Genomic DNA, 23,930 nt, shown 5'->3' on the forward strand with positions numbered 1-23,930 from the left:
ACGGGCATTAGCGTGGGACAACGAGACCTCCGGGCGGTTGGTGAGGCGTCAGCACCCACACCTTCGCTCGGAGGTCTCCTGCTTGATCAGTTAGGCGGCGCCGTCAACAACGCCCGTGGTCATTACACCTAGAGCCGGTCGCGCTTCTGGCGGGCGCTGTAGTCGCGCATACGCTGCGGGTAGCCGGTCACCTGGGCGTCGTACACCGGGATCGACAGCTCCTGGGACAGCCGGCGGGCCACGTCGGGGCCGCCGATGCGCCGCCGGGTCCACTCCCCGTCGGCCGCGACGAGCACGATGGTCGCCTCGGTGACCGCCGTCCGCGGCTCCACGAAACCCTCGACGCCCCGCCGGCTGGCCACGAACTCCTCCAGGTGCCGCAGGTCGCCCCGCTGTGACGCGCGGTCGAGCGTCGGGCGGCCGGCGCCCCCCGCAGGACCCCGTCGTCCGCGCCACCGGTCGAACAACCCCATGCACCTTCTCCGTCCTCCCGGGGTCGCGTGATCACCGCGACGCTCGCGAGGGCAACGGTGGTCCGGGCCAGGTCGTTCCCGGAGTGGCAGGATGTGCAGCAGCCCCCGCCCGCTCGAGCGGGGACGCCGCCCGTCGCATTCGAGGAGCATCCGTGAGCGCACCCACCTCCCCCGCCGACCTGGTCATCCTCGGCGGTGGCTCGGGCGGATACGCCGCCGCGTTCCGCGCCTCGGAGCTTGGCCTGAACGTCGTCCTCATCGAGAAGGACAAGGTCGGCGGCACCTGCCTGCACCGCGGGTGCATCCCGACCAAGGCCCTGCTCCACGCCGGCGAGGTCGCCGACCTGGCCCGTGAGGGCGAGCAGTTCGGCGTCAAGACGTCGCTGGCGGGCATCGACATGGACGGCGTCAACAGCTACAAGGACGGCGTCATCTCCAAGCTTTACAAGGGGCTGCAGGGCCTGGTGAAGGCCCGCAAGATCACCTACGTGGAGGGCGAGGGCCGGCTCACCTCGCCGACCACCGTCGAGGTGAACGGTGAGACCTACGAGGGCAAGCACGTGCTGCTGGCCACCGGCTCCTACCCCCGCTCGCTGCCGGGCCTGGAGATCGACGGCACGAAGGTCATCACCAGCGACCACGCGCTCAACCTCGACCGCGTCCCCAGCTCCGCGATCATCCTGGGCGGCGGTGTCATCGGCTGCGAGTTCGCCAGTGCCTGGAAGTCCTTCGGCGTCGACGTCACGATCGTCGAGGCCCTGCCCCACCTGGTGCCGCTGGAGGACGAGGCCGCCTCGAAGCTGCTGGAGCGCGCGTTCCGCCGCCGGAAGATCGCCTTCGAGCTGGGCAGCCGCTTCTCCGGCGTGCAGTCCACCGAGAACGGCGTCAAGGTCTCGCTGGAGAACGGCAAGGAGATCGAGGCCGAGCTGCTGCTGGTCGCCGTCGGCCGCGGGCCGGTCAGCTCCGGCATCGGCTACGAGGAGGTGGGCGTCGCCATGGAGCGCGGCTACGTCCTCGTCGACGAGTACATGCAGACCAACATCCCGACCGTCTCGGCCGTCGGCGACCTGGTGCCCACCCTGCAGCTGGCGCACGTCGGCTTCGGCGAGGGCATCCTCGTCGCCGAGCGGGTCGCCGGGCTCGAGCCCGCGCCGATCGACTACGCCGGCGTCCCGCGCATCACCTACTCCGACCCCGAGGTCGCCTCGGTGGGCCTCACCGAGGCCCAGGCCAAGGAGCGCTACGGCGAGGTCAAGACGCTCACCTACGACCTCGCGGGCAACGGCCGCAGCCAGATCCTGAAGACGACGGGCGCGGTCAAGCTCGTGCAGGCGCCGGACGGGCCGGTCGTGGGCATCCACATGGTCGGCAGCCGCGTCGGCGAGCTCATCGCCGAGGCCCAGCTGATCTACAACTGGGAGGCCGAGGCCGACGACGTCGCCAGCCTCATCCACCCGCACCCGACGCAGAGCGAGGCGCTCGGCGAGGCCCACCTGGCCCTCGCCGGCAAGCCCCTGCACGTGCACGGCTGATCCCCGCTCTACCCCCACCCACCCAGCGCCAGAAGGAGCACCGCCCCGATGCCGACCTCCGTCACCATGCCCGCCCTGGGCGAGAGCGTCACCGAGGGCACGGTCACCCGCTGGCTCAAGCAGGAGGGGGACCAGGTCGAGGTCGACGAGCCCCTCCTCGAGGTGTCGACCGACAAGGTCGACACCGAGATCCCCTCCCCGGCCGCCGGTGTGCTCACCAAGATCCTCGTGGCCGAGGACGAGACGGTCGACGTCGGCGCGGAGCTCGCGGTGATCGGTGGTGGCGACGGGGACGAGGGCGCGGGCAGCCCCCCGGCCTCGGCGGAGGACGCGGACACCAGCCCGCAGACCCCCGACCAGCAGGTCGAGGACGCCGGCACCGAACCGGAGCAGCCCGCCGCCGAGCCCGAGCCGCAGGAGGCGCAGACCTCGGAGTCCGGCTCGGGGGGCGGCTCCGGCGGTGGCGACGGGACGCCGGTCACCATGCCGGCCCTGGGCGAGAGCGTCACCGAGGGCACGGTCACCCGCTGGCTCAAGGCCGTCGGCGACGAGGTGACCGCGGACGAGCCGCTGCTCGAGGTCTCCACCGACAAGGTCGACACCGAGATCCCCTCCCCCGTCAGCGGCACGCTGCTGGAGATCACGGTCGGGGAGGACGAGACCGTCGACGTCGGCGCGCAGCTCGCGGTGATCGGCAGCGGCGCGTCCGGCGGCGGCAGCGCCGCCCCGCAGCAGGAGGCCCCCGAGCAGGAGGCGCCCGAGCAGGAGGCCCCGAAGCAGGCGGCGCCGGCGGAGCCCGAGCCGCAGGCAGCCCCCAAGGCCAAGCAGGCCGACCCGGCCAGCGAGCAGCCCGGCGGCGACTACGGCGCGAGCGGCGCCCTGCCGTCGGACTCGCCGACCTCCGCCCCCGCCCCCCAGGTGGCCCCGCAGGCACCGGCCCCGTCGGGCGACGGCGGTGGTGGGCAGTACGTGACCCCGCTGGTGCGCCGCCTGGCCGCCGAGCACGGCGTCGACCTGAACGCGGTGTCCGGCACCGGCGTGGGTGGTCGGATCCGCAAGCAGGACGTCCTCGCGGCAGCCGAGAAGCCCGCCCCGGCGGCTCCCGCGCAGCCCGCGGCGTCGGCGCCGTCCGGCGGCGCGCGCACCCCGTCCCCGGCCGCGACCCCGGACACCTCCGTCCGCGGCCGCACCGAGAAGCTCTCCCGCCTGCGCGGCGTGATCGCCCGCCGCATGGTGGAGTCGCTGCAGGTCAGCGCCCAGCTGACCACGGTCGTCGAGGCCGACGTCACCCGCATCGCGCAGCTGCGCCAGCAGGCGAAGAAGGACTTCGAGGCCCGCGAGGGCGTCAAGCTCTCGTTCCTGCCGTTCTTCGCCAAGGCAGCGGTCGAGGCGCTCAAGCAGCACCCGTCGGTGAACTCCTCGATCGACCTCGAGGCCGGCACCGTCACCTACCACGACAGCGAGAACCTCGGCGTCGCCGTCGACACCGAGCGCGGGCTGCTCGTGCCGGTGATCCACGAGGCGGGCGACCTCAGCCTCGGCGGGATCGCGCGCAAGATCAGCGACCTGGCCGAGCGCACCCGCACCAACAAGGTGACGCCGGACGAGCTCGGTGGTGGGACGTTCACGCTGACCAACACCGGCAGCCGCGGCGCCCTCTTCGACACCCCGATCATCAACCAGCCGCAGGTGGCGATCCTGGGCACCGGCTCGGTCGTGAAGCGGCCGGTCGTGGTGCAGGACGCCGAGCTGGGCGAGGTCATCGCGGTGCGGTCGATGGTCTACCTCGCGCTGACCTACGACCACCGGATCGTCGACGGCGCCGACGCCGCCCGCTTCCTCACCACGGTGCGCGAGCGCCTGGAGGCCGGTCAGTTCCACGGCGAGCTCGGCCTCGGCTGAGGGAGCCCGGCCACCCACCGCTCGCCGGCTCGCGGCGGGTCCCCTGCACGGGGGCCCGCCGCTGCCCGCACCCACCAGGAGGGTCCGTGAAGGTCGCCGTCTCCGGCGCGTCCGGGATGATCGGCAGCGCCCTGCTGCCCGTGCTGCGAGCGGACGGCCACGAGGTGGTCCAGCTGGTGCGCCGCACCCCTCGGACCGCCGACGAGCACCGCTGGGACCCGCAGCACCGGCGCATCGACCCCGGCGTCCTCCGCGACGTCGACGCGGTCGTCAACCTCTCCGGCGTGGGGGTGGGTGACCGGCGCTGGAGCGAGCGGCACAAGCAGGCGGTGCTCAGCAGCCGGGTGGACAGCACCGCCACGCTGAGCGAGGCGCTGGCCGAGGCCGCCACCGCCGACCCCGACCGGCCCCGGGCGCTCCTGAACGGATCCGCGGTCGGCTGGTACGGCGACACCGGCGACCGCGTGGTCGACGAGTCCGACCCGCCCGGCGACGACTTCCTGGCCCGCGTCTGCGTGGCCTGGGAGGGAGCGACCGCCCCCGCCGCCGACGCCGGGGTGCGCGTGACCACCCTCCGCACCGGCCTGGTGCTCGGCCGAGGCGGCCTCCTCGCGCGGATGCTGCCGATCTTCCGCGCCGGCCTGGGCGGGCGGCTGGGCTCCGGGCGGCAGTACGTCCCCTGGATCAGCCAGGCCGACGAGGTCGCCGCCATCCTCTTCCTGCTCACCCACCCGGTCGCCGGCCCGGTGAACCTCTGCGGCCCGGAGCCCGTCACCAATGCGGAGTTCACCGCGGCGCTGGGCCGGGTGCTGCACCGGCCCACGGCGCTGCCGGTGCCCGGCCCGGCGCTGTGGGTGGTGCTCGGCGAGTTCGCCCAGGTCGGCGTCCTGGCCGGCCAGCGGGCGGTGCCCCGCGCGCTCACCGAGGCCGGGTTCCGGTTCACCCACACGGACGTCGACGCCGCGGTGCGGGCCGCGGTGGCCCGGGACTGAGCCTCCGCCGCCGAGGTCAGGCCACGCGCTCCGCGCGGTCGATCCGCCAGCCCTCCGGTGTGCGGACGAGGACCATCCGCACCTGGGCCTCGCCCCGGCCGGCGACCGTCCGCCCCGCCGGGCCACCCGGGTCGTCGGCGGACACCACGCGGTAGCCCGGCCAGCGGTCGGTGAGCAGCAACTCGGCCCGGTCGGCCGACGCCTCGACGACGGCGACGTCCACCACCTCCGGGGCGAACCCGCTGAGCGCCTCCTCCGCACCGGCCAGGCCACGCGCGTACTCCTGGTCCGCCGCCAGGAGAGGGCTGCCCGGCAGGTGGACGGACTGCAGCCGGTCCGGCGCACCGCTGAGCCCCTCGGCACGCCGGGCGTAGAGCTCGGCCACCAGCGCCCGCCACCCCTCCGGGGACGTGGGCGCCGCGGCCCCACCGGCCGACGGGGCCGGGAGGACGGACGCCACTCCCGGAGGCGAGGTCGGCGTCGCGGTCGGAGCCGGGGTGCGGGACCCGGCCGGCGTCCCGGCGGCGGTGGAGCCCGGCGCCTCGGCGCCACCCCAGCGCGCGCCCAGCCAGGCGGTGACCGCGAGCGCCGCCACCACCAGCGCGGTGACGAGCAGCCCGCGGGCCACGCGAGCCGAGCCGGCCGCCGCACGCACCGACCACCGCCGCCGCGCCGGCGGCACCACCTCCGCCGGGCCGGGTCCAGGGCGTCGCCCCGGCACCACGTGCGTCAGGGCGGCCGACCCGTCCGGGCGGCCGTGGCCGCCCGGGGAGGCGGTGCTCAGCGCCACGGGCTCCGCTCGGCAGGCGTGCCGCAGGTCGAGGGCGAACTCCGCCGCGGTGCCGCGCTCGTGCGGGTCGGCCGCCAGCCCGCGGGCGATCACCTCGACCAGCCGCGGCGGCGCGCCCGGGGCGAGCTCCGCCAGATCGGGGAGGTGACCGGCGGCGGCCACCGCGAGCGTGCCGGTGGGGGTGGCGGCGTTCCACGGGGCGATGGCGGTCAGGGCGTGGAACGCGGCGGCGGCGACGCCGAAGACGTCCGAGGCGGGACCGGGGGCGCCACCCCGGGCCACCGCCGGGTCGACGTAGGCCGGGGTCACCTCCGCCGCCGCCGTCTCGCCCAGCACCCGGGCCACCCCGAGGTCGGTGAGCACCGGCCGCCCCTCGGCGGTGAAGACGATGTTCCCCGGAGCGAGGTCCCCGTGCACCACGCCGTGGTCGTGGGCGTGCGCCAGGGCCGCGGCGACCGGCGCGATCGCGGTGACGACCTCGCCGGGGCGCAGCCGGCCACGTCGGGCCAGCAGCGCGGCGAGGCTCCCGCCGGGCAGCAGCTCGAGCACCAGCGCCACCCGGGCGACCCCGCCCCGGCGCGGCTGGTGCACCACCTCGATCAGCCGGACCAGGTGCGGGTGGTCGAGCTCGCCCAGGAGCGCCGCCTCGCGCGCCTGACGGGCAGGGTCCCCGGCGACGAGCACCTTCACCGCCACCGGGTCGCCGCCCTCGCGCGGGACCGCCTGCCAGACCTCCCCCGACGCACCGCGGCCCAGCAGGGCCTGCAGGACGTAGCCCGGCACGGCCGGGGGCGGCGGTGAGCCCGGCGCGGCGGGCGGGGGGACGGGGATCGGCACGAGGGAGCACGCTAGGGGCACCCGGCCCGCCGGCGCTCCCGTCGTCCACAGGCCTGGGCCACGCGGACCTCCGGTGCCCGCTACCGTCGGGCGGTGTCCACGTCGCCACGGGCCGAGGTCCTCGTCGTCGGAGCCGGCCTGGCCGGGCTCTCCGCCGCCACCCGGCTGGCCGCCGCCGGTCTGGACGTGCACGTCCTGGAGGCCGGGGGCCACACCGGCGGGCGGCTCGCGACCGAGCGCATCGACGGCTTCCTGGTCGACCGCGGCTTCCAGGTGTTCAACACCGGCTACCCGCGCGCGGCCGACCTCGATCTCGCCGCCCTGGATCTCGGGTGGTTCGAGCGTGGCGCGGTCATCCGCGTCGACGGGCGGGCGCACCGGGTGGTCGACCCCCGCCGGCAGCCGACCGCCGTCGTCGGCACGGCTGTGGCACCGCTGGGCTCGGTCCGTGAGAAGGCGGCCCTGGTCGCCTACTCCCTGCGCGCCGGCTACTCCCCCGTCGACCGCCTGCTCCGCGCCCCGGAGACCACGGCGGAGGCGGCGCTGCGCGCGGCCGGCGTGGGCGACGCGGCGCTGGACCGCTTCCTCCGCCCGTTCCTCGCCGGTGTGCTGCTGGAGCATGAGCTCGCCACCTCCAGCCGATACCTCGGCCTGTTGTGGCGCAGCTTCGTCCGGGGGGCGACCGGCCTGCCCGCCGCGGGCATGCAGGCGGTCGGCGAGCAGCTGGCCGGGCGTCTGGACGCCGGGCGGGTGCACCTGCACACCGCGGTGCGGTCGGTCTCCCCCGGATCCGCGGCCACCGACGAGGGAACCTGGTCGGCCGACGCCGTCGTCGTCGCCACCGACCCGGCGACGGCGTCGCGGCTGCTGCCCGGCGTCGAGGCGGACGCGCCCCGGGAGGTGACCACCCACCTGCACGTGCTGCCCGGCTCGCCGTGGCCCACGCCGCTGATCGTCCTGGGGCAGCCGCGCGGCCGGCTGGTCAACACCGCCGTGGTCTCCGACGCCCAGCCCCGCTACAGCCCGGACGGCCGCGCACTGGTGGCCAGCTCCACCCTCGACCGCACCCGGGAGGAGGAGGTGCGCGGCGAGATCGCCGCCGCGCACGGCGTCGCCCGCTCGGACCTCGAGCACCTGACGTCGGTCACCGTGCCGGGTGCCCAGCCGGCCGCGCTCCCGCCCCTGCAGCTGCGCCGGCCCGTCGACCTCGGCAACGGGCTGTTCGTGTGCGGGGACCACCGGGACACCCCGTCCATCCAGGGCGCGATGGCCAGCGGCGCCCGGGCGGCCCGCGCCGTGCTCCGCCGCCTGCGCCCGGCCGGAACGGGAGGAGCCGCCTGATGCCCGCGACCGCGCCGACGATCCTCGCCACCAGCATGGGTTTCGCCCCGCGCGGCCGCGGCCCCGCCGACTGGCGGCCCGGACCGGTGTTCGACCTCGCCGTCGAGCTCGCCGGCGCCCCCGAGCGCCCGAGGCTCTGCTACCTGGGCACCGCCACCGGCGACGACCCGGCCCGCGTCGCCGCCGTCTACGGCGCCTTCGCCGGCAGCCGGGTCCAGGCCAGCCACCTCAGCCTCTTCCCGATGCCCACGGTGCCCGACCTGCGGGCGCACCTGCTCGCGCAGGACGTCGTGTGGGTCGGGGGCGGGAGCGTCGCCAACCTGCTGGCCGTCTGGCGGGTGCACGGGCTGGACGAGGTTCTCCGCGAGGCGTGGGAGGCCGGCGTCGTGCTCTCCGGCGTCTCGGCGGGATCGCTCTGCTGGCACGTGGGCGGCACCACCGACTCCTACGGCCCCGATCTCCGGCCGGTCACGAACGGGCTCGGGTTGATCCCGACCAGCAACGGCGTGCACCACGACTCCGAGGCGCAGCGGCGCCCGCTGTACCACCGGCTGGTCGCCGACGGCACGCTCCCCGGTGGGCACGCCACCGACGACGGCGCCGGGCTGGTCTACCGGGGCACCGCGCTGGTGGAGGCGGTCAGCGACCGCCCCGGCGCCGCCGCCTACCGGGTGGAGCGCGGCCCCGACGGCACCGCGGTCGAGACCCGCCTCGAGCCGCGCCGCCTGGCGTGACCGGCCCCGTCCAGGGGCTCGTCGCGAGCGCGCGAGCGATGAGGAGGACGGGGTCCTTTCTATAGGCTGGCGGCCGTGAGCGAGCTGCGGATCATCCGGGCGGGCACCGTTCCCTACGAGGAGGCGTGGGCGCAGCAGCGCGAGCTGCACGCCCGGCGGGTCGCCGGCGAGGCTCCCGACACGCTCCTCCTGCTCGAGCACCCGCCGGTCTACACCGCCGGCAAGCGCACCGAGCCCCACGAGCGACCGTTCGACGGCACGCCGGTCATCGACGTCGACCGCGGCGGGAAGATCACCTGGCACGGGCCCGGCCAGCTGGTCGGCTACCCGATCGTCGCGCTGGCCGACCCGGTCGACGTGGTCGCCTACGTCCGGCGGCTGGAGGGCGCGCTGATCGAGGTGTGCGCCGGGTTCGGGCTGGAGACGGTCCGCGTGGAGGGCCGCAGCGGCGTCTGGGTGGCGGCGGACGGGGCTCGCCCCGAGCGCAAGGTGGCGGCGATCGGCGTCCGCGTCGCCCGCGGCGTGACGATGCACGGCTTCGCCCTCAACTGCGACCCCGACATGACCGCGTTCGCCAACATGATCCCGTGCGGCATCCCCGATGCGGGGGTCACCTCGCTGTCGGCCGAACTGGGCCGAGACGTCACGACGGCCGAGGCGATCGCGCCGGTCGAGGAGGCGATGCGCGCCGTCCTCACCATCGGCGCGACGACGACCGCGGCACGCTAGCCCGTCCGCCGGAACCGCGCCCGCGGGAAATCTCAGCGCTAAGGTAGTCCTCCCGCCGGGAGGAGAACCGAGATGCCCAGGATCGAGCCGTTGCCGCGCGAGTCGCTGCCGGAGTACGAGGAGACCTTCCGTGCCGTGGAGGCCGCGCTGGGGGTCCTGCCCAACAGCACGCTGACCATGGCCCGGCGGCCCGACATCATGGAGGCGTTCGCCCGCCTCAATGCGGTGGTCATGGCCGAGGGCACGGTCGGAGGCGTGCTCAAGCAGTTGGTCGCGACCGTCGTCTCCGGTGCCGCCGGCTGCGCGTACTGCCAGGCACACACCTCGCACGTGGCGGAGCAGCGGGGTGCCGACGCGGAGAAGCTGGCCGCGGTCTGGGACTTCGAGGCCAGCCCGCTCTTCACCGACGCCGAGCGGGCCGCCCTGCGCGTTGCCCGTGGCGCGGGCCTGACGCCGAACGCCGTGACCGACCAGGAGATGACCGACCTGCGCCGGCACTTCGACGACGACCAGATCGTCGAGATCGTCGCGGTCATCGCCAACTTCGGCTTCCTCAACCGGTGGAACGACACCATGGCCACGCAGCTGGAGCGCTCGCCGCTGGCCTGGGCCACCGACCGCCTGCAGGACGCGGGGTGGGAGGCCGGCAAGCACGCCGGCTCCTGAGGACCCCGCCGGGCTGAGGTGCTGCCGCACCTCGGCCCGGCGCGGGTCCTCAGCCCAGCACGAAGTTGACCAGCCGGCCCGGGACGGCGACGACGCGGCGGATCGTCGCCCCGTCCAGGTAGCCGGCGATCTTCTCGTCCGCCCGCGCGGCCGCCTCGAGCGCGGCGGCGTCGGCGTCCGCGGGCACCGACACCTGCGACCGCACCCTGCCGTTGACCTGGACGGCGACCTGCACCGTGTCCTCGACCAGCCACCGCTCGTCGGCCACCGGGAAGGGCGTCCACGCCGAGGACGAGTCGTGGCCCAGCCGCGACCACAGCTCCTCGGCCAGGTGCGGCGCCAGCGGGGCCACCATCAGCACCAGCGGCTCGGCGACCGAGCGCGGCACCGGCCGGTCGGCCCCGAAGGCCTGCGTGAGGTGGTTGGTCAGCTCGGTGATGCGGGCGATGGCGATGTTGAACCGCAGCGTGGCGTAGCCGTCGCGGACGCCGTCGATCGCCCGGTGCAGCGCCCGCAGCGTCTCCTCGGCCGGCTCGACGTCGGCGGCCCGGACCGCGCCGGTCCCCTCGTCGACGACGACCCGCCAGATGCGCTGCAGCAGGCGCTGGGAACCGACGACCGCTTTGGTCTCCCACGGCCGCGACTGCTCCAGCGGGCCGGTGGACATCTCGTAGACCCGGAAGGTGTCGGCGCCGTAGGCGCCGATCATCTCGTCCGGCGTCACCATGTTCTTGAGGCTCTTGCCGATCTTCCCGTACTCGCGGTTGACCGGCTTGCCCTCGTAGAAGAACCGCCCGTCCTTCTCCTCGACGTCGGCCGCGGGTACGTAGAAACCCCGCTCGTCGGTGTAGGCGTAGGCCGAGATGTAGCCCTGGTTGACCAGCCGCCGGAACGGCTCCTCGCTGGAGACGTGGCCCAGGTCGAACAGGACCTTGTGCCAGAAGCGGGCGTACAGCAGGTGCAGCACGGCGTGCTCGACCCCGCCGACGTAGAGGTCCACGCCGCCGGTGTCGCCCGCGCCGCGCGGACCCATCCAGTACCGCTCCAGCTCCGGGTCGACCATGCGCTCGTCGTCGCCCGGGTCCAGGTACCGCAGGTAGTACCAGCAGGAGCCCGCCCAGTTGGGCATCGTGTTGGTCTCGCGGCGGTACTTCTTCAGGCCGTCGCCCAGGTCCAGCTCGACCGTCGTCCACTCCGTGGCCCGCGACAGCGGCGGCTCGGGCGCGGAGTCGGCGTCGTCGTCGTCGAACGTCTTGGGCGAGTAGTCGTCGACCTCGGGCAGCAGCACGGGCAGCATCGACTCGGGAACCGCGACCGGGCGGTCGTCCTCGTCGTAGAGGATCGGGAACGGCTCGCCCCAGTAGCGCTGCCGGCTGAACAGCCAGTCGCGCAGCTTGTAGGTGGTGGTCGCCTCGCCGGAGCCCTTCTCCACCAGCCACGCGGTGATGCGCGCGATCGCCTCGGCCTTGTCCAGCCCGTCCAGCGAGATCTCGTCGTTCGCCGAGTTGATCATCCGGCCGGGGCCCGTGTACGCCCGGCTGTCGGCGTCGAAGCCCTCGGGCCGCTCGACGGTCGGCACGATCTCCAGGCCGAACGTCCGCGCGAACTCCCAGTCGCGCTGGTCCTCCCCCGGCACGGCCATGATCGCGCCGGTGCCGTAGCCGGTGAGCACGTAGTCGGCGATGAACACCGGCAGCTCGCGGCCGTTCACCGGGTTGACCGCGGTGGCGCCCAGCCAGACGCCGGTCTTCTCGCGGCCGGCGTCCTGGCGGTCCAGCTCCGACCGACGCGAGGCCTGCCGCTGGTACTCCCGCACCGCCTCGGCCGGGTTCGCCGCACCGCCGGTCCAGCGCGGGTCGGTGCCGTCGGGCCAGGCCGCGGCGGTCAGCGACCCGACCAGCGGGTGCTCGGGGGCCAGCACCATGTACGTCGCGCCGAACAGGGTGTCGGGCCGGGTGGTGAAGACCTCGATCGTCTCGGCCCCCGCGGCGAACCGGATCCGCGCGCCCGTCGAGCGGCCGATCCAGTTGCGCTGCATCAGCTTCAGCGAGTCCGGCCAGTCCAGCCGGTCCAGGTCGGCCAGCAGGCGGTCGGCGTAGGCGGTGATCCGCATCATCCACTGCTTCAGGGGGCGCCGGAAGACGGGGAAGTTGCCGCGCTCCGACCGGCCGTCGGGCGTGACCTCCTCGTTCGACAGCACGGTGCCCAGGCCCGGGCACCAGTTGACCGGCGCCTCGTGCAGGTAGGCGAGCCGGTGCGCGTCGACGACGGCACCCTTCTGCACCTCGTCCAGCTCGGCCCAGGGGCGGCCGGAGGGGTTGGTGCCCTCCGCCGGCTCGCGGGTGCCGGCCTCGAGCTCGGCGACCAGCTCCTCGATCCGCCGCGCCCTGCCCGCCTCCGCGTCGAACCAGGAGCCGAAGATCTGCAGGAAGATCCACTGGGTCCACTTGTAGTAGCCCGGGTCGATCGTCGCGAAGGTGCGGCGCTGGTCGTGGTCGACGCCCAGCCGGCGCAGCTGCGCCGAAATCGCCGCGATGTTGGCCTCGGTGGTGATCCGCGGGTGCTGCCCGGTCTGGACGGCGTACTGCTCGGCGGGCAGGCCGAAGGCGTCGTAGCCCATGGGGTGCAGCACGTTGTCGCCGTCCATGCGGCGGAACCGGCTGGTGACGTCGGTGCCCAGGTAGCCCAGGGGGTGGCCGACGTGAAGCCCCGCCCCCGAGGGGTACGGGAACATGTCCATCGCGAAGAACTTGGGCCGGTCGGCGACCCGCTCGAAGCCCGCGCTCAGCCGGCCGACCGGGTTCGGCGTGTGGAAGGTGCCCTCGGACTCCCACCGGTCCTGCCAGGCCAGCTCGATCTGCTGGGCCAGCGCCGGGGTGTACCGGTGCGGCGGCACGCCGTCGCCCGTGGCCTCGGTGGCGGGGCTGTCGGTCTGGCTCATCGTCTCGTGCTCCCGGATCGTGGTGCGCGGTGCGGTACCGGTGGTGGGCAACAAAAAACCCCTCTCGCAGGAGGGGTCGCCGTGCTGTCCGAGGGGTCTCAGGTCAGCACGGCCGGCGAAGCAGGAGCCGCCCGGTCACACCCCTGAGCTTATCGCGGTGCGGCGCGGGCACCGCCCACGGGCGGCGGCGCCGGCCTCCCCCCATCGGGCCACAGCGGACGGTTTCGTCTCGACGTGCCTCCCCGCGGGGCCGATGACGGTCTCGTGCACCCCCTCGACGCGTCGGCCGGCCGTGACAGCCCACCCGCGACCGGTGGGCTGCTGCTCGCCTGCCTCGGAGCGCTGGTGGCCTACGCCTTCGGCGCGTTCGACCGCCCGTCCGGCACCACGGCCTCCGTCGTCCACGACCTCGTCCTCTACACCGCCGTCTACGTGCTGGGTGCGGCGGTCTGCCGGCGGGCCGCGCGGCGTCGCGGACGGGACCGGCTGATGTGGCAGGCGCTCGCCGTGGCCTTCGGGTGCACCGCGGCGAGCACGCTGCTCTACGTCCTCGTGCTCGTCCCCGTGCTCGGCGAGGTCCCGACCTGGCTGCGGGTGATCCTCTGGGCGCCGGCCTACCCGGCGATGGCGGTGGGCCTGGTCGGGCTGGTCCGGTCACGGGTCACCGTGATCCACCCGAGCATGTGGTTCGACGCGCTGACGGGGGCCTGCGGCGCGGTCGTCTTCGCCGTCACCCTGCTGCCCTCGATCGCGGTCGGCCCGGTCGACGGCCCCCTCGCGGTCGTGCAGCTGTACCCGGTCACCGACACCGTCCTGCTGGCCGCCGTGTCCGCGGTCTGCGCCGTCATGGGTATCCGCCGGGACTGGCCGATGGTCCTGATCGTGGCCGGGCTGCTGTGCACCCTCACCGCCGACGCGCTCTACGTGCAGCAGGCGCTGCTCGGGGACGTCACCCCGGGCGGCTCGCTCACCCTCGTCTGGCTGACGGGTGCGGCCTTCACCGCCGTGGCCGCCCACGTCGCCGGCCGCACCGCCCGCATCGAGCCGGCGCACGCGGACCCGCTGGCGCGGCTGAGCTGGCGGGTGGCCTTCGTCCCCCTCGGCGCCGGCGTGATGAGCGTCGCGGTGCTGGTCGCCACGTGGGGTTCACCCGGTCTCGGCGTCGCGGGCTGGGCCGCCGTCACCTGCCTCCTGGCCCTCCTCGCGCGGACGGCGATGTCGGTGCAGGAGCTCCGCGGCCTGCACGAGATCCGCGCCCAGGCACGCACCGACGAGCTGACCGGGCTGCCCAACCGGCGGGACCTGCTCGAGCGGGCGCGGACCGCGCTGCGACCGGGCACGAACCGGCCGGTCGCGCTGCTGCTGCTCGACCTGGACGGGTTCAAGGAGGTCAACGACAGCCTGGGGCACGCCGCCGGTGACGACCTGCTGCGCATGATCGGCCCCCGCCTGTGGCCGCACCTGGGCCCCGACGACCTGCTCGCCCGGCTGGGCGGGGACGAGTTCGCCGTCCTCCTGCCGGGCTGCGGTCTGGACGACGCGGTCGCCCGCGCCGACCTGCTGCGGGCCCGGGTGCTCGAGCCGTTCGTGGTCGACGGGGTCCGGCTGCACGTCGGCGTCAGCATCGGCATCGCCACCGGCCCCGTGCCCGCGGCCACGGTGACCGAGCTGCTGCGCTGCGCCGACGTGGCGATGTACGCGGCGAAGAACGCCCGCGAGGGCGTGCGCAGCTACGTCCCCGACCCGGCGAGCGGCTCGGGCGACCGGCTCCGCACGATGGAGGACCTCCGCACCGCGCTCGACGAGGGGCAGCTCGTGGTCCACCTGCAGCCGCAGGTCTCCCTCGACGGCGGGCACGTCGTCGGCGTCGAGGCGCTGGTGCGGTGGCAGCACCCCTCGCGCGGGCTGCTCTCCCCCAGCGTCGTGCTGCCCGCCGCGGAGCAGGCGGGCCTCATGCGGCCGCTGACCGACGCCGTCCTCGGCCTCGCCCTCGACGCCGCCGCCCGCTGGTGGCGGGACCTCCCCGTGCCGGTGTCGGTGAACCTCTCCGCCGCCAACGTCAGCGACCCGGACCTGCCTGCCAGCGTGTGCACCCTGCTCCGGACCCACGGCCTGCCGCCGCAGGCGCTCACCGTCGAACTCGTCGAGGACACCCTCATGGCCGATCCCGACCGGGGGCGCACCGTGCTGGGCGAGCTCCGGCGGCTGGGCATCCGCACCTCGATCGACGACTACGGCACCGGCTACAGCTCGCTGGCCTACCTGCGCCACCTGCCGGCCGACGAGCTGAAGCTGGACCGCAGCCTCACCTACGACGTGGGCCGCGACCACCGGGCGACGGCGATCGTCCGGCACACCGTGGCGCTCGCCCACGACCTGGGGCTCACCCTCGTCGCCGAGGGGGTGGAGGACGACGAGACGCGCGCGGTGCTCGCCTCGCTCGGCTGCGACGTCGCCCAGGGGTACGCGATCGCCCGACCCATGCCGATCGACGACCTCCTCGCGTGGCTCGGGACGTCGGAGCCCCGGCGGCCGGCGGTGCCGGCCCCGCGGGGACCGGTGGGCATGCGCTTCCCCCAGGCCCGCTGACCTCGGTCACACGCCGGCCGGGACCCGGACGGGGCGCGGGGTCCGGGCGGTCGCGGAGAGCGTGAGCCAGCGTGGGAGGGCCCGGCACGCCTGCGGCTCCCCGCTGAGCACCAGGTCCCCGGAGCGGAGCGCCTCGGACCACCCGACGTCGCCCCGCCACACCTCGGTGAGGGTCCGGAGCGCGGTCTCCACCGTCACCCGGACCGGGAACCCCGGGTCGACGTCGCAGACGTCGACCCCGTCGGTGGCGATCACCAGCCACCAGCGCCCCGACGTCGCCAGCTCCGGGAAGCGGAAGAAGATCACCGTGCGGCCGTCCGGCACCGCCTCGGTGTCGACGTTGCGGTGGATGTCCCAGAGCAGCAGGTGCGGGTCCAGGTCGGCGTCGCCCAGCTCGGGGATCCAGCGGATGCCCCAGCGGCCGAGCGCGTCCACGATCGGCTCCAGCTCCCGGCCGGACTCGGTGAGCCGGTAGGTGACCCGGTTGCCGTCCTCCCACCGCTCCACCACACCGGCGCGGACCAGCGTGTGCAGCCGCTTGGACAGCAGCGCCGGCGACATGCGGGGCAGGCCCCGGCGGAGGGCGTTGAAGTGCCGGCTGCCCAGCATGAGCTCGCGGACGACGAGGAGCGTCCACCGCTCGTCGAGCAGTTCCATGGCCTTGGCGACCGGGCAGAACTGGCCGTACTGCGAGGGCATGACGGGTCCCTCCCGACGTCCCCGTGCGGGATCACCGTAGGACCGACCACGGCTTCCCGGAAGGGCCGGAGGCCCGCGGTACAGAGCGAGTACCGGGGCGGTTCAGATCCAGCACTGGAGCGGGCGCGCGGGACGGCGGGACGGTGACGGGGCCACCGACCCATCCGCGAGGAGGCCCCCATGACCACCACCGCCCCCACCCCCACGACCCCCGTCCCGAGCCCCGCGACCCCCACGCTGGCCGAGACCGCCCCCGCCGTCCTCTCGCTGATCGCCGGCTACGTCGGCCACCGCACCGTGGCGATCGGGCTGCGCGCCGGGCTGCTGGGCCGGCTCGCGGAGCACCCGGGATCCACCGCCGACGAGCTCGCCGAGGCGCTTGACCTCGACGCCTTCTACGTCTCCGTCTGGTGCCGCGCCGCCGTGGGCGCCGGGATCCTCGAGCGCACGGGGTCCGGCTTCCGGCTGGCACCGCACATGGCCACGCTGCTGCTCGACACCGGTTCCCCGGCCTTCGTCGGCGGCGTGTTCGGCGTCCTGGAGGCGCACGAGGTCTTCGGGCGGTTCGAGCAGGCCTTCGCCACCGGCGAGCGCATGTGGTGGGAGGACACCAGCCCGGAGTGGATCGCCGCCGTCTCCGGCACCGGGACGCCCTTCTACACGAGGCTGGTCCCCGGCGGGCTCGACCGCGTCCCCGGCGTCGCCGACGCGCTGGCGGCGGGCTGCCGGGTCGTCGACACCGCCTGCGGCGCGGGGGTCGGCCTGGTGCGGCTGGCCAGCACCTACCCGGCGTGCACCGTCGTCGGGGTCGACGGCGACCGGCACTCGATCGACCTCGCCCGGGCCCGCCTGGACGCGGCCGGGCTCGGCGACCGTGTCGAACTGGTGCACAGCGCCCTCGAGGACATGGAGCTCGAGACGCCGGCGCGCGTCGTCGTCAACAACATCTCGATGCACGAGTGCCGCGACATCGACCGGGTGACCGAGAACGTGAAGGCCGCGCTCGAACCCGGGGGCTGGTTCGTCATCTCCGACTTCCCGTTCCCCGACACCGACGAGGGGCTGCGCAGCGTGCCCGGGCGGATCATGAGCGGCATCCAGTTCTTCGAGGCGCAGATCGACGACCAGCTGCTCCCCCGCAGCGCCTACGACGAGCTGCTGACCCGCCACGGGTTCACCGACCCGGGCTCGGTCCAGCTGACCCCGATGCACGCGCTCACCTACGGCCGCCGCCCGTAGCCCGCGCCCGGTGGCGCCTCAGCCAAGCTGGGGCGCCACCTCGGCCGCCACGAGGTCCAGGTGGTCGAGGTCGGCGAGGTCCAGCACCTGCAGGTACACCCGCTGGGCACCGGCCTCGGCGTACCGCCCCAGGACGTCGACCGCCTCGGCCGGGCTGCCGGCGACGCCGTTCTCGCGCAGCTCCGCCACGTCGCGGCCGATCGCCGCGGCGCGGCGGGCGAGCTCGGCGTCGTCGCGGCCGACGCAGAGCACCAGCGCCGAGCTGCACACCAGGGACGACGGGTCGCGGCCGGCCTCCTCGCAGGCCTCGCGGACGCCGGCGAACAGCCGCGCGTTCTCCGCGGCGGGCATGAAGGGGACGTTGAACTCCTGCGCGTACCGGGCGGCCAGCCGGGGCGTGCGCCGCGCCCCCCTCCCCCCGACGAGGATCGGCACGCCACCCTCCTGCACCGGCTTGGGCAGCGCCGGGGAGCCGGACAGCTGGTAGTGCCGCCCGTCGAAGTCGAAGGTCTCCCCCACCGGCGTGCGCCACAGCCCGGTGATGACGGCGAGCTGCTCCTCGTACCGGTCGAACCGCTCCCCCAGCGACGGGAAGGGGATGCCGTAGGCGGTGTGCTCGGCCTCGAACCAGCCCGAGCCGAGCCCGAGCTCCACCCGTCCGCCGCTCATCGCGTCGACCTGCGCGACCGAGATCGCCAGCGGGCCGGGGAGCCGGAAGGTGCCCGCGGTCATCAGCGTGCCCAGCCGGATCCGGCTGGTCTCGCGGGCGAGCCCGGCCAGCGTGATCCAGGCGTCCGTGGGCCCCGGGAGCCCGTCACCCCCCATGGTCAGGTAGTGGTCGGAACGGAAGAAGGCGTCGAAGCCGGTCTCCTCCGTGCGCCGGGCGACGGCCAGCAGGTCGTCGTACGTGGCGCCCATCTGCGGCTCGGTGAAGATGCGCAACTGCACCGCCGGACCGTAACCAGCACCGCGCCCGGTCGCTCATCCGGCCGCGCCTCGGGGTGTGCGCACGGCCGGGACCGGGCAGGATGACCGCCAGACGTCAACTCGGAGGTGCAGCACGTGTTCCGGAAGAAGACGCGCGGCGAGATCATCAGCGCCGAAGTGCAGGAGGGCCTGACCCACCTGGGGGCGGCGGTGACCGAAGCAGGTCGCGCCGCCGCTGAACAACTCGCTCCACGCGTGGAGGCCGCCCAGCGGGCCGTGGCGCCGAAGGTGGCCGCGGCGGCCGCCGTCGCCGCCCCCGCCGTCGCCTCCGCGCGCGACACGCTCGGTCCGCGGGTGGATGCGGCGCGGGACGCCCTCGGGCCCCGCGTGGACGCGGCGTGGGACGCCTTCGGGCCCCGCATGGACGCGGCCCGCGAGGCGGCGGCGCCCAGGGTCGCCGCCTCCCTCGCGGCGGCCCAGCTGGCGGCCAACCGGGCCGCGACCGACCTCGGCCCACGGGTGGAGGCGGCGCAGAAGGCGCTCAGGGAGGACGTCGGCCCGCGGCTGACCGCCGCCCAGGCGGCGGCGCTCGGCTACGCCACCCCGCGCGTCCTCGCGGCCCGCGAGGCGGTGTCGCCGGCGCTGGAGAGCGCGCGCGGCACGCTGCTCGCGGGCGTGGACAGCGCGCGCAGCGAGCTCGAGGCACGCCGCGCCGAGCTGGCCGCCTCGGCCGCCGAGTCCACCCGCAAGGCGCGGAAGGCGGCGAAGAAGGCGCGGAAGAACGCCGGCAAGAAGCGGCGCGATTTCGAGAAGGCGGCCCTGGCCACCGCGACCACCGTCAAGCGGCGCACGGGCGTGGAGCCCGAGCCCCGCCGGTGGCCCTGGGTGTTGGCGCTCCTGGCCGCGGGTACGGCGGCCTTCGTCCTCCTCCGGCGCAGCAAGCAGGAGTCGTGGACACCCGCTCCGGCCGGTGACGGCCCGGTGCCCAGCTACCGAGAGGACCCCGTGCCCAGCTCCCCGAGTTCCAGCGACTCCGGCAAGACCGTCTCCGACGCCCAGTTCACCGCCGGCGACTCCGCGCCCAGCGAGTCCGACATGGGCGTCCGTGACGCGCAGCTCGTGGAGGGCGACGACGCCGGCAGCACCACGACCCACTCGGGTCCGCCGGAGCCCTTCACCAGCGGCGGCGGTGCCCAGGGTGAGGGCCCGACCGCAGGGCCCGACGACAAGCAGGTCTGACCGCCCGACGACGGTCCCCCGACGCAGCCCCCGCCGCCTCGCGCGACGGGGGCTGCGTCGTCTGCACGAGTACGGTGGGGATCATGAGCGAGGCGCCGGCGAGGAACCCTGAGCAGCCCCCCGTCCAGGACTCCCGGATCGAGCCGGCCGGCCGCAGGATGCTGCGCCTCGAGGTGCGCAACAGCCAGGTGCCGATCGAGCGCAAGCCCGAGTGGATCAAGACCCGGCTGAAGACCGGGCCCGAGTACACCGAGCTCAAGTCGCTCGTCCGCCGCGAGGGCCTGCACACGGTGTGCGAGGAGGCCGGGTGCCCCAACATCTACGAGTGCTGGGAGGACCGGGAGGCGACCTTCCTCATCGGCGGTGACCAGTGCACCCGCCGGTGCGACTTCTGCCAGATCGACACCGGCAAGCCCGCCGACTTCGACGCCGACGAGCCGCGGCGCGTGGCCGAGAGCGTCGCCACCATGGGGCTGAAGTACGCCACCGTCACCGGCGTCGCCCGCGACGACCTGCCGGACGGCGGCGCGTGGCTGTACGCCGAGACGGTGCGCCAGATCCACGCCCAGCTCCCCGGCTGCGGCGTCGAACTGCTCATCCCCGACTTCAACGCCGACCCCGACCAGCTCGCCGAGGTCTTCTCCTCCCGGCCCGAGGTGCTCGCCCACAACGTCGAGACCGTCCCGCGGATCTTCAAGCGCATCCGCCCCGGCTTCCGGTTCGAGCGCTCGCTGGCGGTCATCACCGCTGCGCGCGAGGCCGGGCTGGTCACCAAGTCCAACCTGATCCTCGGCATGGGTGAGGAGCCCGAGGAGGTCGTCGAGACGATGCGCGCCCTGCACGAGGCGGGGTGCGACCTGCTCACGATCACCCAGTACCTGCGCCCCTCGCCGCGGCACCACCCCGTCGTCCGCTGGGTCAAGCCCGACGAGTTCGTGCAGTTCCAGAAGGACGCCGAGGAGATCGGCTTCCCGGGTGTGCTCGCCGGCCCGCTGGTGCGCAGCTCCTACCGCGCCGGCCGGCTCTACCAGCAGGCGGTCGAGGCGCGGAAGCTCGCTCCGCAGGCCTGACCTCGGGCCCCGCTCCGCCGCAGCGGCCCGCCACGAGCATGCGCGTGGCGGGGGACGGCTGGTCCTTTCACTATCCTGGGGCCATGGCGCGCAGCAAGTCCTCTGACCCCACGGCCCCGGGCGGCGACGCCGGGCGCACCCCGAAGGACGGTGGCCGGGCCTCTGGCGCCACCGCCGCGAGCGCCGGCAAGGCCGGCAAGCGCGGCAAGGCCCCGAAGCTCGACAAGAACGGCCAGCCCAAGGTCGGGCGCTTCAAGAAGATGCGCAGCCAGGTCAGCATGATCAAGCAGGCCTACACGCTGACGCGGCGCAACGACCCGAAGCTGCCCTGGATCATGCTGATCTGGTTCGTCTCCGTGGCGGCCGTAGTCGAGCTGATCGGCATCCTGCTCAGCGCTCCGTTCCTGTTCCTCCCGCTCGCGCTCCTCCTCGGTGGCCTCGCGGCGCTGATCGTCTTCGGGCGCCGCGCCCAGCGCTCGGCCTACACCCAGGTCGAGGGGCAGCCGGGTGCGGCCGCCTGGGTGCTGGAGGGCATGCGCGGCGACTGGCGGGTCTCCTCCGGTGTGGCCGGCACGCCGCAGCTCGACGCCGTCCACCGGGTGCTCGGCCGGCCGGGCATCGTGCTCGTCGGCGAGGGGGCGCCCGGGCGGGTGCGCGGGCTGATCGCGCAGGAGAAGAAGAAGATCGCCCGCGTCGTCGGCGACACCCCGATCTACGACGTGATGATCGGCGAGGACGAGGGGCAGGTGCCCCTGAAGAAGCTCAGCAGCCACGTGATGAAGCTGCCGCGCAACCTCAGCGCCGCCGAGGTCAACGCCCTCGGCCGGCGGATGAGCGCGCTGGGCGGCCCGCGCATGCCCGTCCCCGGTGGCCCGCTCCCGGGCGGTCGGCAGATGTCGGTCAGCCAGCGCCAGGTCCGCCGCCGCGGCTGACCAGCCCGCCCAGGAGGGCCCCGTCCGAGCCGGACGGGGCCCTTCTCCGTCCGGCACCCCGACGAGCCCGCCGCGCAGCCCTGCCCCGCTGGCCATGATCAACGTCCCTGATCGTGCAGCGTCCTCCCTCACCGTGGGCGCTCGGGGAGGACGCCCGATGATCAGGGGAGCTGATCATCGGGCGGGGAGGGGGCCTAGTCGAGGACGACGGCGGTGCCGGTGAGCCGGTCGTGCAGCCCGCGGCCGTTGCCGTCCACCACGAGGGCCGGCACCAGCAGCATGAGCAGGGCGGTGCGGACGACGGCGCGCCACGGCGCGAGGCGGGCGCCGGGGATCGGGTGGGCCAGCCGCATGCCGAGCACCCGGTGGCCCGGGGTCTGGCCGAAGAGGACCAGCGTGACGACGGTGAGGACGCCGAACACCAGCAGGCTCCAGTTGCCCGGGGCGGCGGGCGCGGTGAACGCCCAGGCGATCAGCGCCGAGGCGACCGCGTCGACCAGGTAGCCGCCCACGCGCCGGGTGAACGGGGCCAGCGACCCCGGCCCGGTCGCCGGCAACCCCAGGGACGCGCCCTGGGCGGGAGCCTGAGAGGGTTGACCGGCATCACTGACCATGACCGCCAGCGTAGTAAGGGACCGCCCTCCCCCACGCCTCGCTCCGCTCGGCGCGGGCCGCTGGAGGGTGGCCGCACCCGCGACACGCCCAGCGCGTTGTTACCGCCCCGAAACACTCGGGACACGGCGGGGCAACTCCCCGCTCGTAGCGTGCCGTTCGGCAGTCAGCCCACACCCGGAGGATCGATGTTCACCAGTCCCGACGAGGTCGCCGCCTACATCCGCGACAACGACGTCGAGTTCGTCGACGTCCGCTTCTGCGACCTGCCCGGCGTCATGCAGCACTTCACCATCCCCGCATCGACGTTCGGTGAGGACACGTTCAGCGAGGGCCTGGGCTTCGACGGCTCCTCGATCCGCGGGTTCCAGGCGATCAACGAGTCGGACATGCTGCTGCTGCCCGACGCCAACAGCGCGTTCGTCGACCCGTTCCGCAAGCACAAGACGCTGAACGTCAACTTCTTCATCCACGACCCGATCACGCGCGAGGCCTACAGCCGCGACCCGCGGAACGTGGCGAAGAAGGCCGAGGCCTACCTGGCCGCGAGCGGCATCGCCGACACCGCGTACTTCGGCCCCGAGGCGGAGTTCTACGTCTTCGACTCGGTGCGGTACGACACCTCGATCAACGAGGGCTACTACCACATCGACTCGGAGGAGGGCTCCTGGCGCTCGGGGGCCGGCACCGAGCTCGACGGCAGCCCCAACCGCGGCTACAAGGCCCGCCCCAAGGGCGGCTACTTCCCGGTCGAGCCCTACGACCAGCAGAGCGACCTGCGCGCCGACATGATGAAGAACCTCATCAGCGCCGGGCTGGAGCTCGAGCGGGGACACCACGAGGTGGGCACCGGCGGCCAGGCCGAGATCAACTACAAGTTCGACACGCTGCTGCGCTCGGCCGACAGCCTGATGCTGTTCAAGTACATCATCAAGAACACCGCCTGGGCCGCCGGCAAGACCGCCACCTTCATGCCCAAGCCGCTCTTCGGTGACAACGGCTCGGGCATGCACTGCCACCAGAGCCTCTGGAAGGACGGGCAGCCGCTCTTCCACGCCGAGACCGGCTACGCGGGGCTCTCCGACATGGCCCGCCACTACATCGGCGGTCTCCTGTCCCACGCCCCGTCGCTGCTGGCCTTCACCAACCCGACGGTGAACAGCTACCACCGCCTGGTGCCCGGCTACGAGGCCCCGATCAACCTCGTCTACTCGGCCCGCAACCGCTCGGCCTGCCTCCGCATCCCGATCTCCGGCGACAGCCCGAAGGCCAAGCGCATCGAGTTCCGCGTGCCCGACCCGTCGGCCAACCCCTACCTCGCCTTCTCGGCGATGATGATGGCCGGCCTCGACGGCATCAAGAACAAGATCGAGCCGCCGGCGCCGATCGACAAGGACCTCTACGAGCTGCCGCCCGAGGAGGCCCTGGGCATCGAGAAGGTGCCCGCGTCGCTGGACGCCGCGCTGGACAACCTCGAGACCGACCACGAGTACCTCATCGACGGCGGGGTGTTCACCCCCGACCTGATCGAGACGTGGATCGAGTACAAGCGGGAGTTCGAGATCGACCCGATCCGCCTGCGCCCGCACCCGCACGAGTTCGCGATGTACTACGACATCTGATCGGAGGGGGCGGCACCGCCCCTGACCTGCTCGTCGCGCGGCCCCCGCCAGGATCTCCCGGCGG

General features: G+C 74.4%; 19 protein-coding genes. 13 read left to right on the plus strand and 6 right to left on the minus strand.

The features are described from left to right. Positions 1-128: 128 nt before the first annotated feature. On the minus strand, positions 129-473 hold the full coding sequence (locus ACI794_RS18475) for an oxidoreductase (protein WP_456603520.1): 345 nt from the start codon (positions 471-473) through the stop codon (positions 129-131). A gap of 152 nt (positions 474-625) precedes the next feature. On the opposite strand from ACI794_RS18475, the gene lpdA reads away from it, so the two are divergent. From lpdA to ACI794_RS18490, 3 genes are all read left to right on the plus strand, one after another. Further along, positions 626-2,005, plus strand: a complete 1,380-nt coding sequence (gene lpdA / locus ACI794_RS18480) for a dihydrolipoyl dehydrogenase (RefSeq protein ID WP_456603519.1) — start codon at positions 626-628, stop codon at positions 2,003-2,005. Between the two features lie 48 nt (positions 2,006-2,053). Continuing rightward, positions 2,054-3,907 carry a 2-oxoglutarate dehydrogenase, E2 component, dihydrolipoamide succinyltransferase gene (gene sucB / locus ACI794_RS18485; RefSeq protein WP_456603518.1) on the plus strand — a complete coding sequence of 618 codons (1,854 nt, stop codon included), beginning with the start codon at positions 2,054-2,056 and terminating at the stop codon, positions 3,905-3,907. A gap of 86 nt (positions 3,908-3,993) precedes the next feature. Further along, positions 3,994-4,899, plus strand: a complete 906-nt coding sequence (locus ACI794_RS18490; protein ID WP_456603517.1) for a TIGR01777 family oxidoreductase — start codon at positions 3,994-3,996, stop codon at positions 4,897-4,899. A 16-nt stretch (positions 4,900-4,915) separates the two neighbouring features. On the opposite strand, the gene ACI794_RS18495 is transcribed toward ACI794_RS18490, so the two are convergent. After that, on the minus strand, positions 4,916-6,526 hold the full coding sequence (locus ACI794_RS18495) for a protein kinase domain-containing protein (RefSeq protein ID WP_456603516.1): 1,611 nt from the start codon (positions 6,524-6,526) through the stop codon (positions 4,916-4,918). Positions 6,527-6,619: 93 nt separating this feature from the next. Between ACI794_RS18495 and ACI794_RS18500 the strand changes: the two genes are divergently transcribed. The 4 genes from ACI794_RS18500 to ACI794_RS18515 all read left to right on the plus strand — a co-directional run bounded on the left by ACI794_RS18500 (position 6,620) and on the right by ACI794_RS18515 (position 9,996). Continuing rightward, positions 6,620-7,867 carry an NAD(P)/FAD-dependent oxidoreductase gene (locus tag ACI794_RS18500; protein ID WP_456603515.1) on the plus strand — a complete coding sequence of 416 codons (1,248 nt, stop codon included), beginning with the start codon at positions 6,620-6,622 and terminating at the stop codon, positions 7,865-7,867. Further along, positions 7,867-8,601: a Type 1 glutamine amidotransferase-like domain-containing protein gene (locus ACI794_RS18505; RefSeq protein ID WP_456603514.1), complete on the plus strand. Its 735-nt coding sequence runs from the start codon at positions 7,867-7,869 to the stop codon at positions 8,599-8,601. The genes ACI794_RS18500 and ACI794_RS18505 overlap by 1 nt, the downstream gene beginning before the upstream one ends. A 75-nt stretch (positions 8,602-8,676) precedes the next feature. Next, positions 8,677-9,330, plus strand: coding sequence for a lipoyl(octanoyl) transferase LipB (gene lipB / locus ACI794_RS18510; protein ID WP_456581842.1), 654 nt, complete (start codon positions 8,677-8,679; stop codon positions 9,328-9,330). A 72-nt stretch (positions 9,331-9,402) separates the two neighbouring features. Next, on the plus strand, positions 9,403-9,996 hold the full coding sequence (locus tag ACI794_RS18515) for a carboxymuconolactone decarboxylase family protein (RefSeq protein WP_456603513.1): 594 nt from the start codon (positions 9,403-9,405) through the stop codon (positions 9,994-9,996). Between the two features lie 49 nt (positions 9,997-10,045). Here ACI794_RS18515 and leuS read toward each other — a convergent pair whose 3' ends face one another. Continuing rightward, entirely contained in the window at positions 10,046-12,988 is a 2,943-nt protein-coding gene (leuS, locus tag ACI794_RS18520) for a leucine--tRNA ligase (RefSeq protein WP_456617085.1), read from the minus strand. Positions 12,989-13,201: 213 nt separating this feature from the next. Between leuS and ACI794_RS18525 the strand changes: the two genes are divergently transcribed. Next, positions 13,202-15,526 (plus strand): putative bifunctional diguanylate cyclase/phosphodiesterase, encoded by a 2,325-nt coding sequence (locus ACI794_RS18525; RefSeq protein WP_456617086.1) that lies wholly within the window; start codon positions 13,202-13,204, stop codon positions 15,524-15,526. Positions 15,527-15,532: 6 nt separating this feature from the next. On the opposite strand, the gene ACI794_RS18530 is transcribed toward ACI794_RS18525, so the two are convergent. Then, complete coding sequence (locus ACI794_RS18530; RefSeq protein ID WP_456603510.1) at positions 15,533-16,225, minus strand: winged helix-turn-helix transcriptional regulator; 693 nt, start codon at positions 16,223-16,225, stop codon at positions 15,533-15,535. 180 nt (positions 16,226-16,405) lie between these two features. On the opposite strand from ACI794_RS18530, the gene ACI794_RS18535 reads away from it, so the two are divergent. Beyond that, complete coding sequence (locus ACI794_RS18535) at positions 16,406-17,464, plus strand: class I SAM-dependent methyltransferase (RefSeq protein WP_456603509.1); 1,059 nt, start codon at positions 16,406-16,408, stop codon at positions 17,462-17,464. A gap of 18 nt (positions 17,465-17,482) precedes the next feature. On the opposite strand, the gene ACI794_RS18540 is transcribed toward ACI794_RS18535, so the two are convergent. Next, positions 17,483-18,412 carry an LLM class F420-dependent oxidoreductase gene (locus ACI794_RS18540; RefSeq protein ID WP_456603508.1) on the minus strand — a complete coding sequence of 310 codons (930 nt, stop codon included), beginning with the start codon at positions 18,410-18,412 and terminating at the stop codon, positions 17,483-17,485. A 114-nt stretch (positions 18,413-18,526) separates the two neighbouring features. Here ACI794_RS18540 and ACI794_RS18545 point away from each other — a divergent pair, with 114 nt between their 5' ends. From ACI794_RS18545 to ACI794_RS18555, 3 genes are all read left to right on the plus strand, one after another. After that, the gene (locus tag ACI794_RS18545) at positions 18,527-19,630 is read left to right on the plus strand and encodes a hypothetical protein (RefSeq protein ID WP_456617087.1); all 1,104 of its coding nucleotides are present in this window, start codon (positions 18,527-18,529) and stop codon (positions 19,628-19,630) included. A gap of 83 nt (positions 19,631-19,713) precedes the next feature. Further along, positions 19,714-20,700: a lipoyl synthase gene (gene lipA, locus ACI794_RS18550; RefSeq protein ID WP_456617088.1), complete on the plus strand. Its 987-nt coding sequence runs from the start codon at positions 19,714-19,716 to the stop codon at positions 20,698-20,700. A gap of 83 nt (positions 20,701-20,783) precedes the next feature. Further along, positions 20,784-21,632, plus strand: a complete 849-nt coding sequence (locus ACI794_RS18555) for a DUF4191 domain-containing protein (protein ID WP_456603505.1) — start codon at positions 20,784-20,786, stop codon at positions 21,630-21,632. Between the two features lie 194 nt (positions 21,633-21,826). On the opposite strand, the gene ACI794_RS18560 is transcribed toward ACI794_RS18555, so the two are convergent. Then, on the minus strand, positions 21,827-22,246 hold the full coding sequence (locus ACI794_RS18560) for an RDD family protein (RefSeq protein ID WP_456603504.1): 420 nt from the start codon (positions 22,244-22,246) through the stop codon (positions 21,827-21,829). Between the two features lie 186 nt (positions 22,247-22,432). Between ACI794_RS18560 and glnA the strand changes: the two genes are divergently transcribed. Further along, positions 22,433-23,866 carry a type I glutamate--ammonia ligase gene (gene glnA / locus ACI794_RS18565; protein WP_456603503.1) on the plus strand — a complete coding sequence of 478 codons (1,434 nt, stop codon included), beginning with the start codon at positions 22,433-22,435 and terminating at the stop codon, positions 23,864-23,866. Positions 23,867-23,930 lie beyond the last annotated feature (64 nt).

It is taken from the genome of Blastococcus sp. SYSU DS0541, assembly GCF_054050875.1.

Excerpts from the sequence above, each read along its gene's own strand:
- ACI794_RS18505 (WP_456603514.1), top strand. The coding sequence starts at position 7,867 with ATGCCCGCGACCGCGCCGACGATCCTCGCCACCAGCATGGGTTTCGCC.
- lipA (WP_456617088.1), top strand. The coding sequence starts at position 19,714 with ATGAGCGAGGCGCCGGCGAGGAACCCTGAGCAGCCCCCCGTCCAGGAC.
- glnA (WP_456603503.1), top strand. The coding sequence starts at position 22,433 with ATGTTCACCAGTCCCGACGAGGTCGCCGCCTACATCCGCGACAACGAC.
- ACI794_RS18555 (WP_456603505.1), top strand. The coding sequence starts at position 20,784 with ATGGCGCGCAGCAAGTCCTCTGACCCCACGGCCCCGGGCGGCGACGCC.
- ACI794_RS18515 (WP_456603513.1), top strand. The coding sequence starts at position 9,403 with ATGCCCAGGATCGAGCCGTTGCCGCGCGAGTCGCTGCCGGAGTACGAG.
- ACI794_RS18475 (WP_456603520.1), bottom strand. The coding sequence starts at position 473 with ATGGGGTTGTTCGACCGGTGGCGCGGACGACGGGGTCCTGCGGGGGGC.
- ACI794_RS18530 (WP_456603510.1), bottom strand. The coding sequence starts at position 16,225 with ATGCCCTCGCAGTACGGCCAGTTCTGCCCGGTCGCCAAGGCCATGGAA.
- ACI794_RS18535 (WP_456603509.1), top strand. The coding sequence starts at position 16,406 with ATGACCACCACCGCCCCCACCCCCACGACCCCCGTCCCGAGCCCCGCG.
- ACI794_RS18560 (WP_456603504.1), bottom strand. The coding sequence starts at position 22,246 with ATGGTCAGTGATGCCGGTCAACCCTCTCAGGCTCCCGCCCAGGGCGCG.
- sucB (WP_456603518.1), top strand. The coding sequence starts at position 2,054 with ATGCCGACCTCCGTCACCATGCCCGCCCTGGGCGAGAGCGTCACCGAG.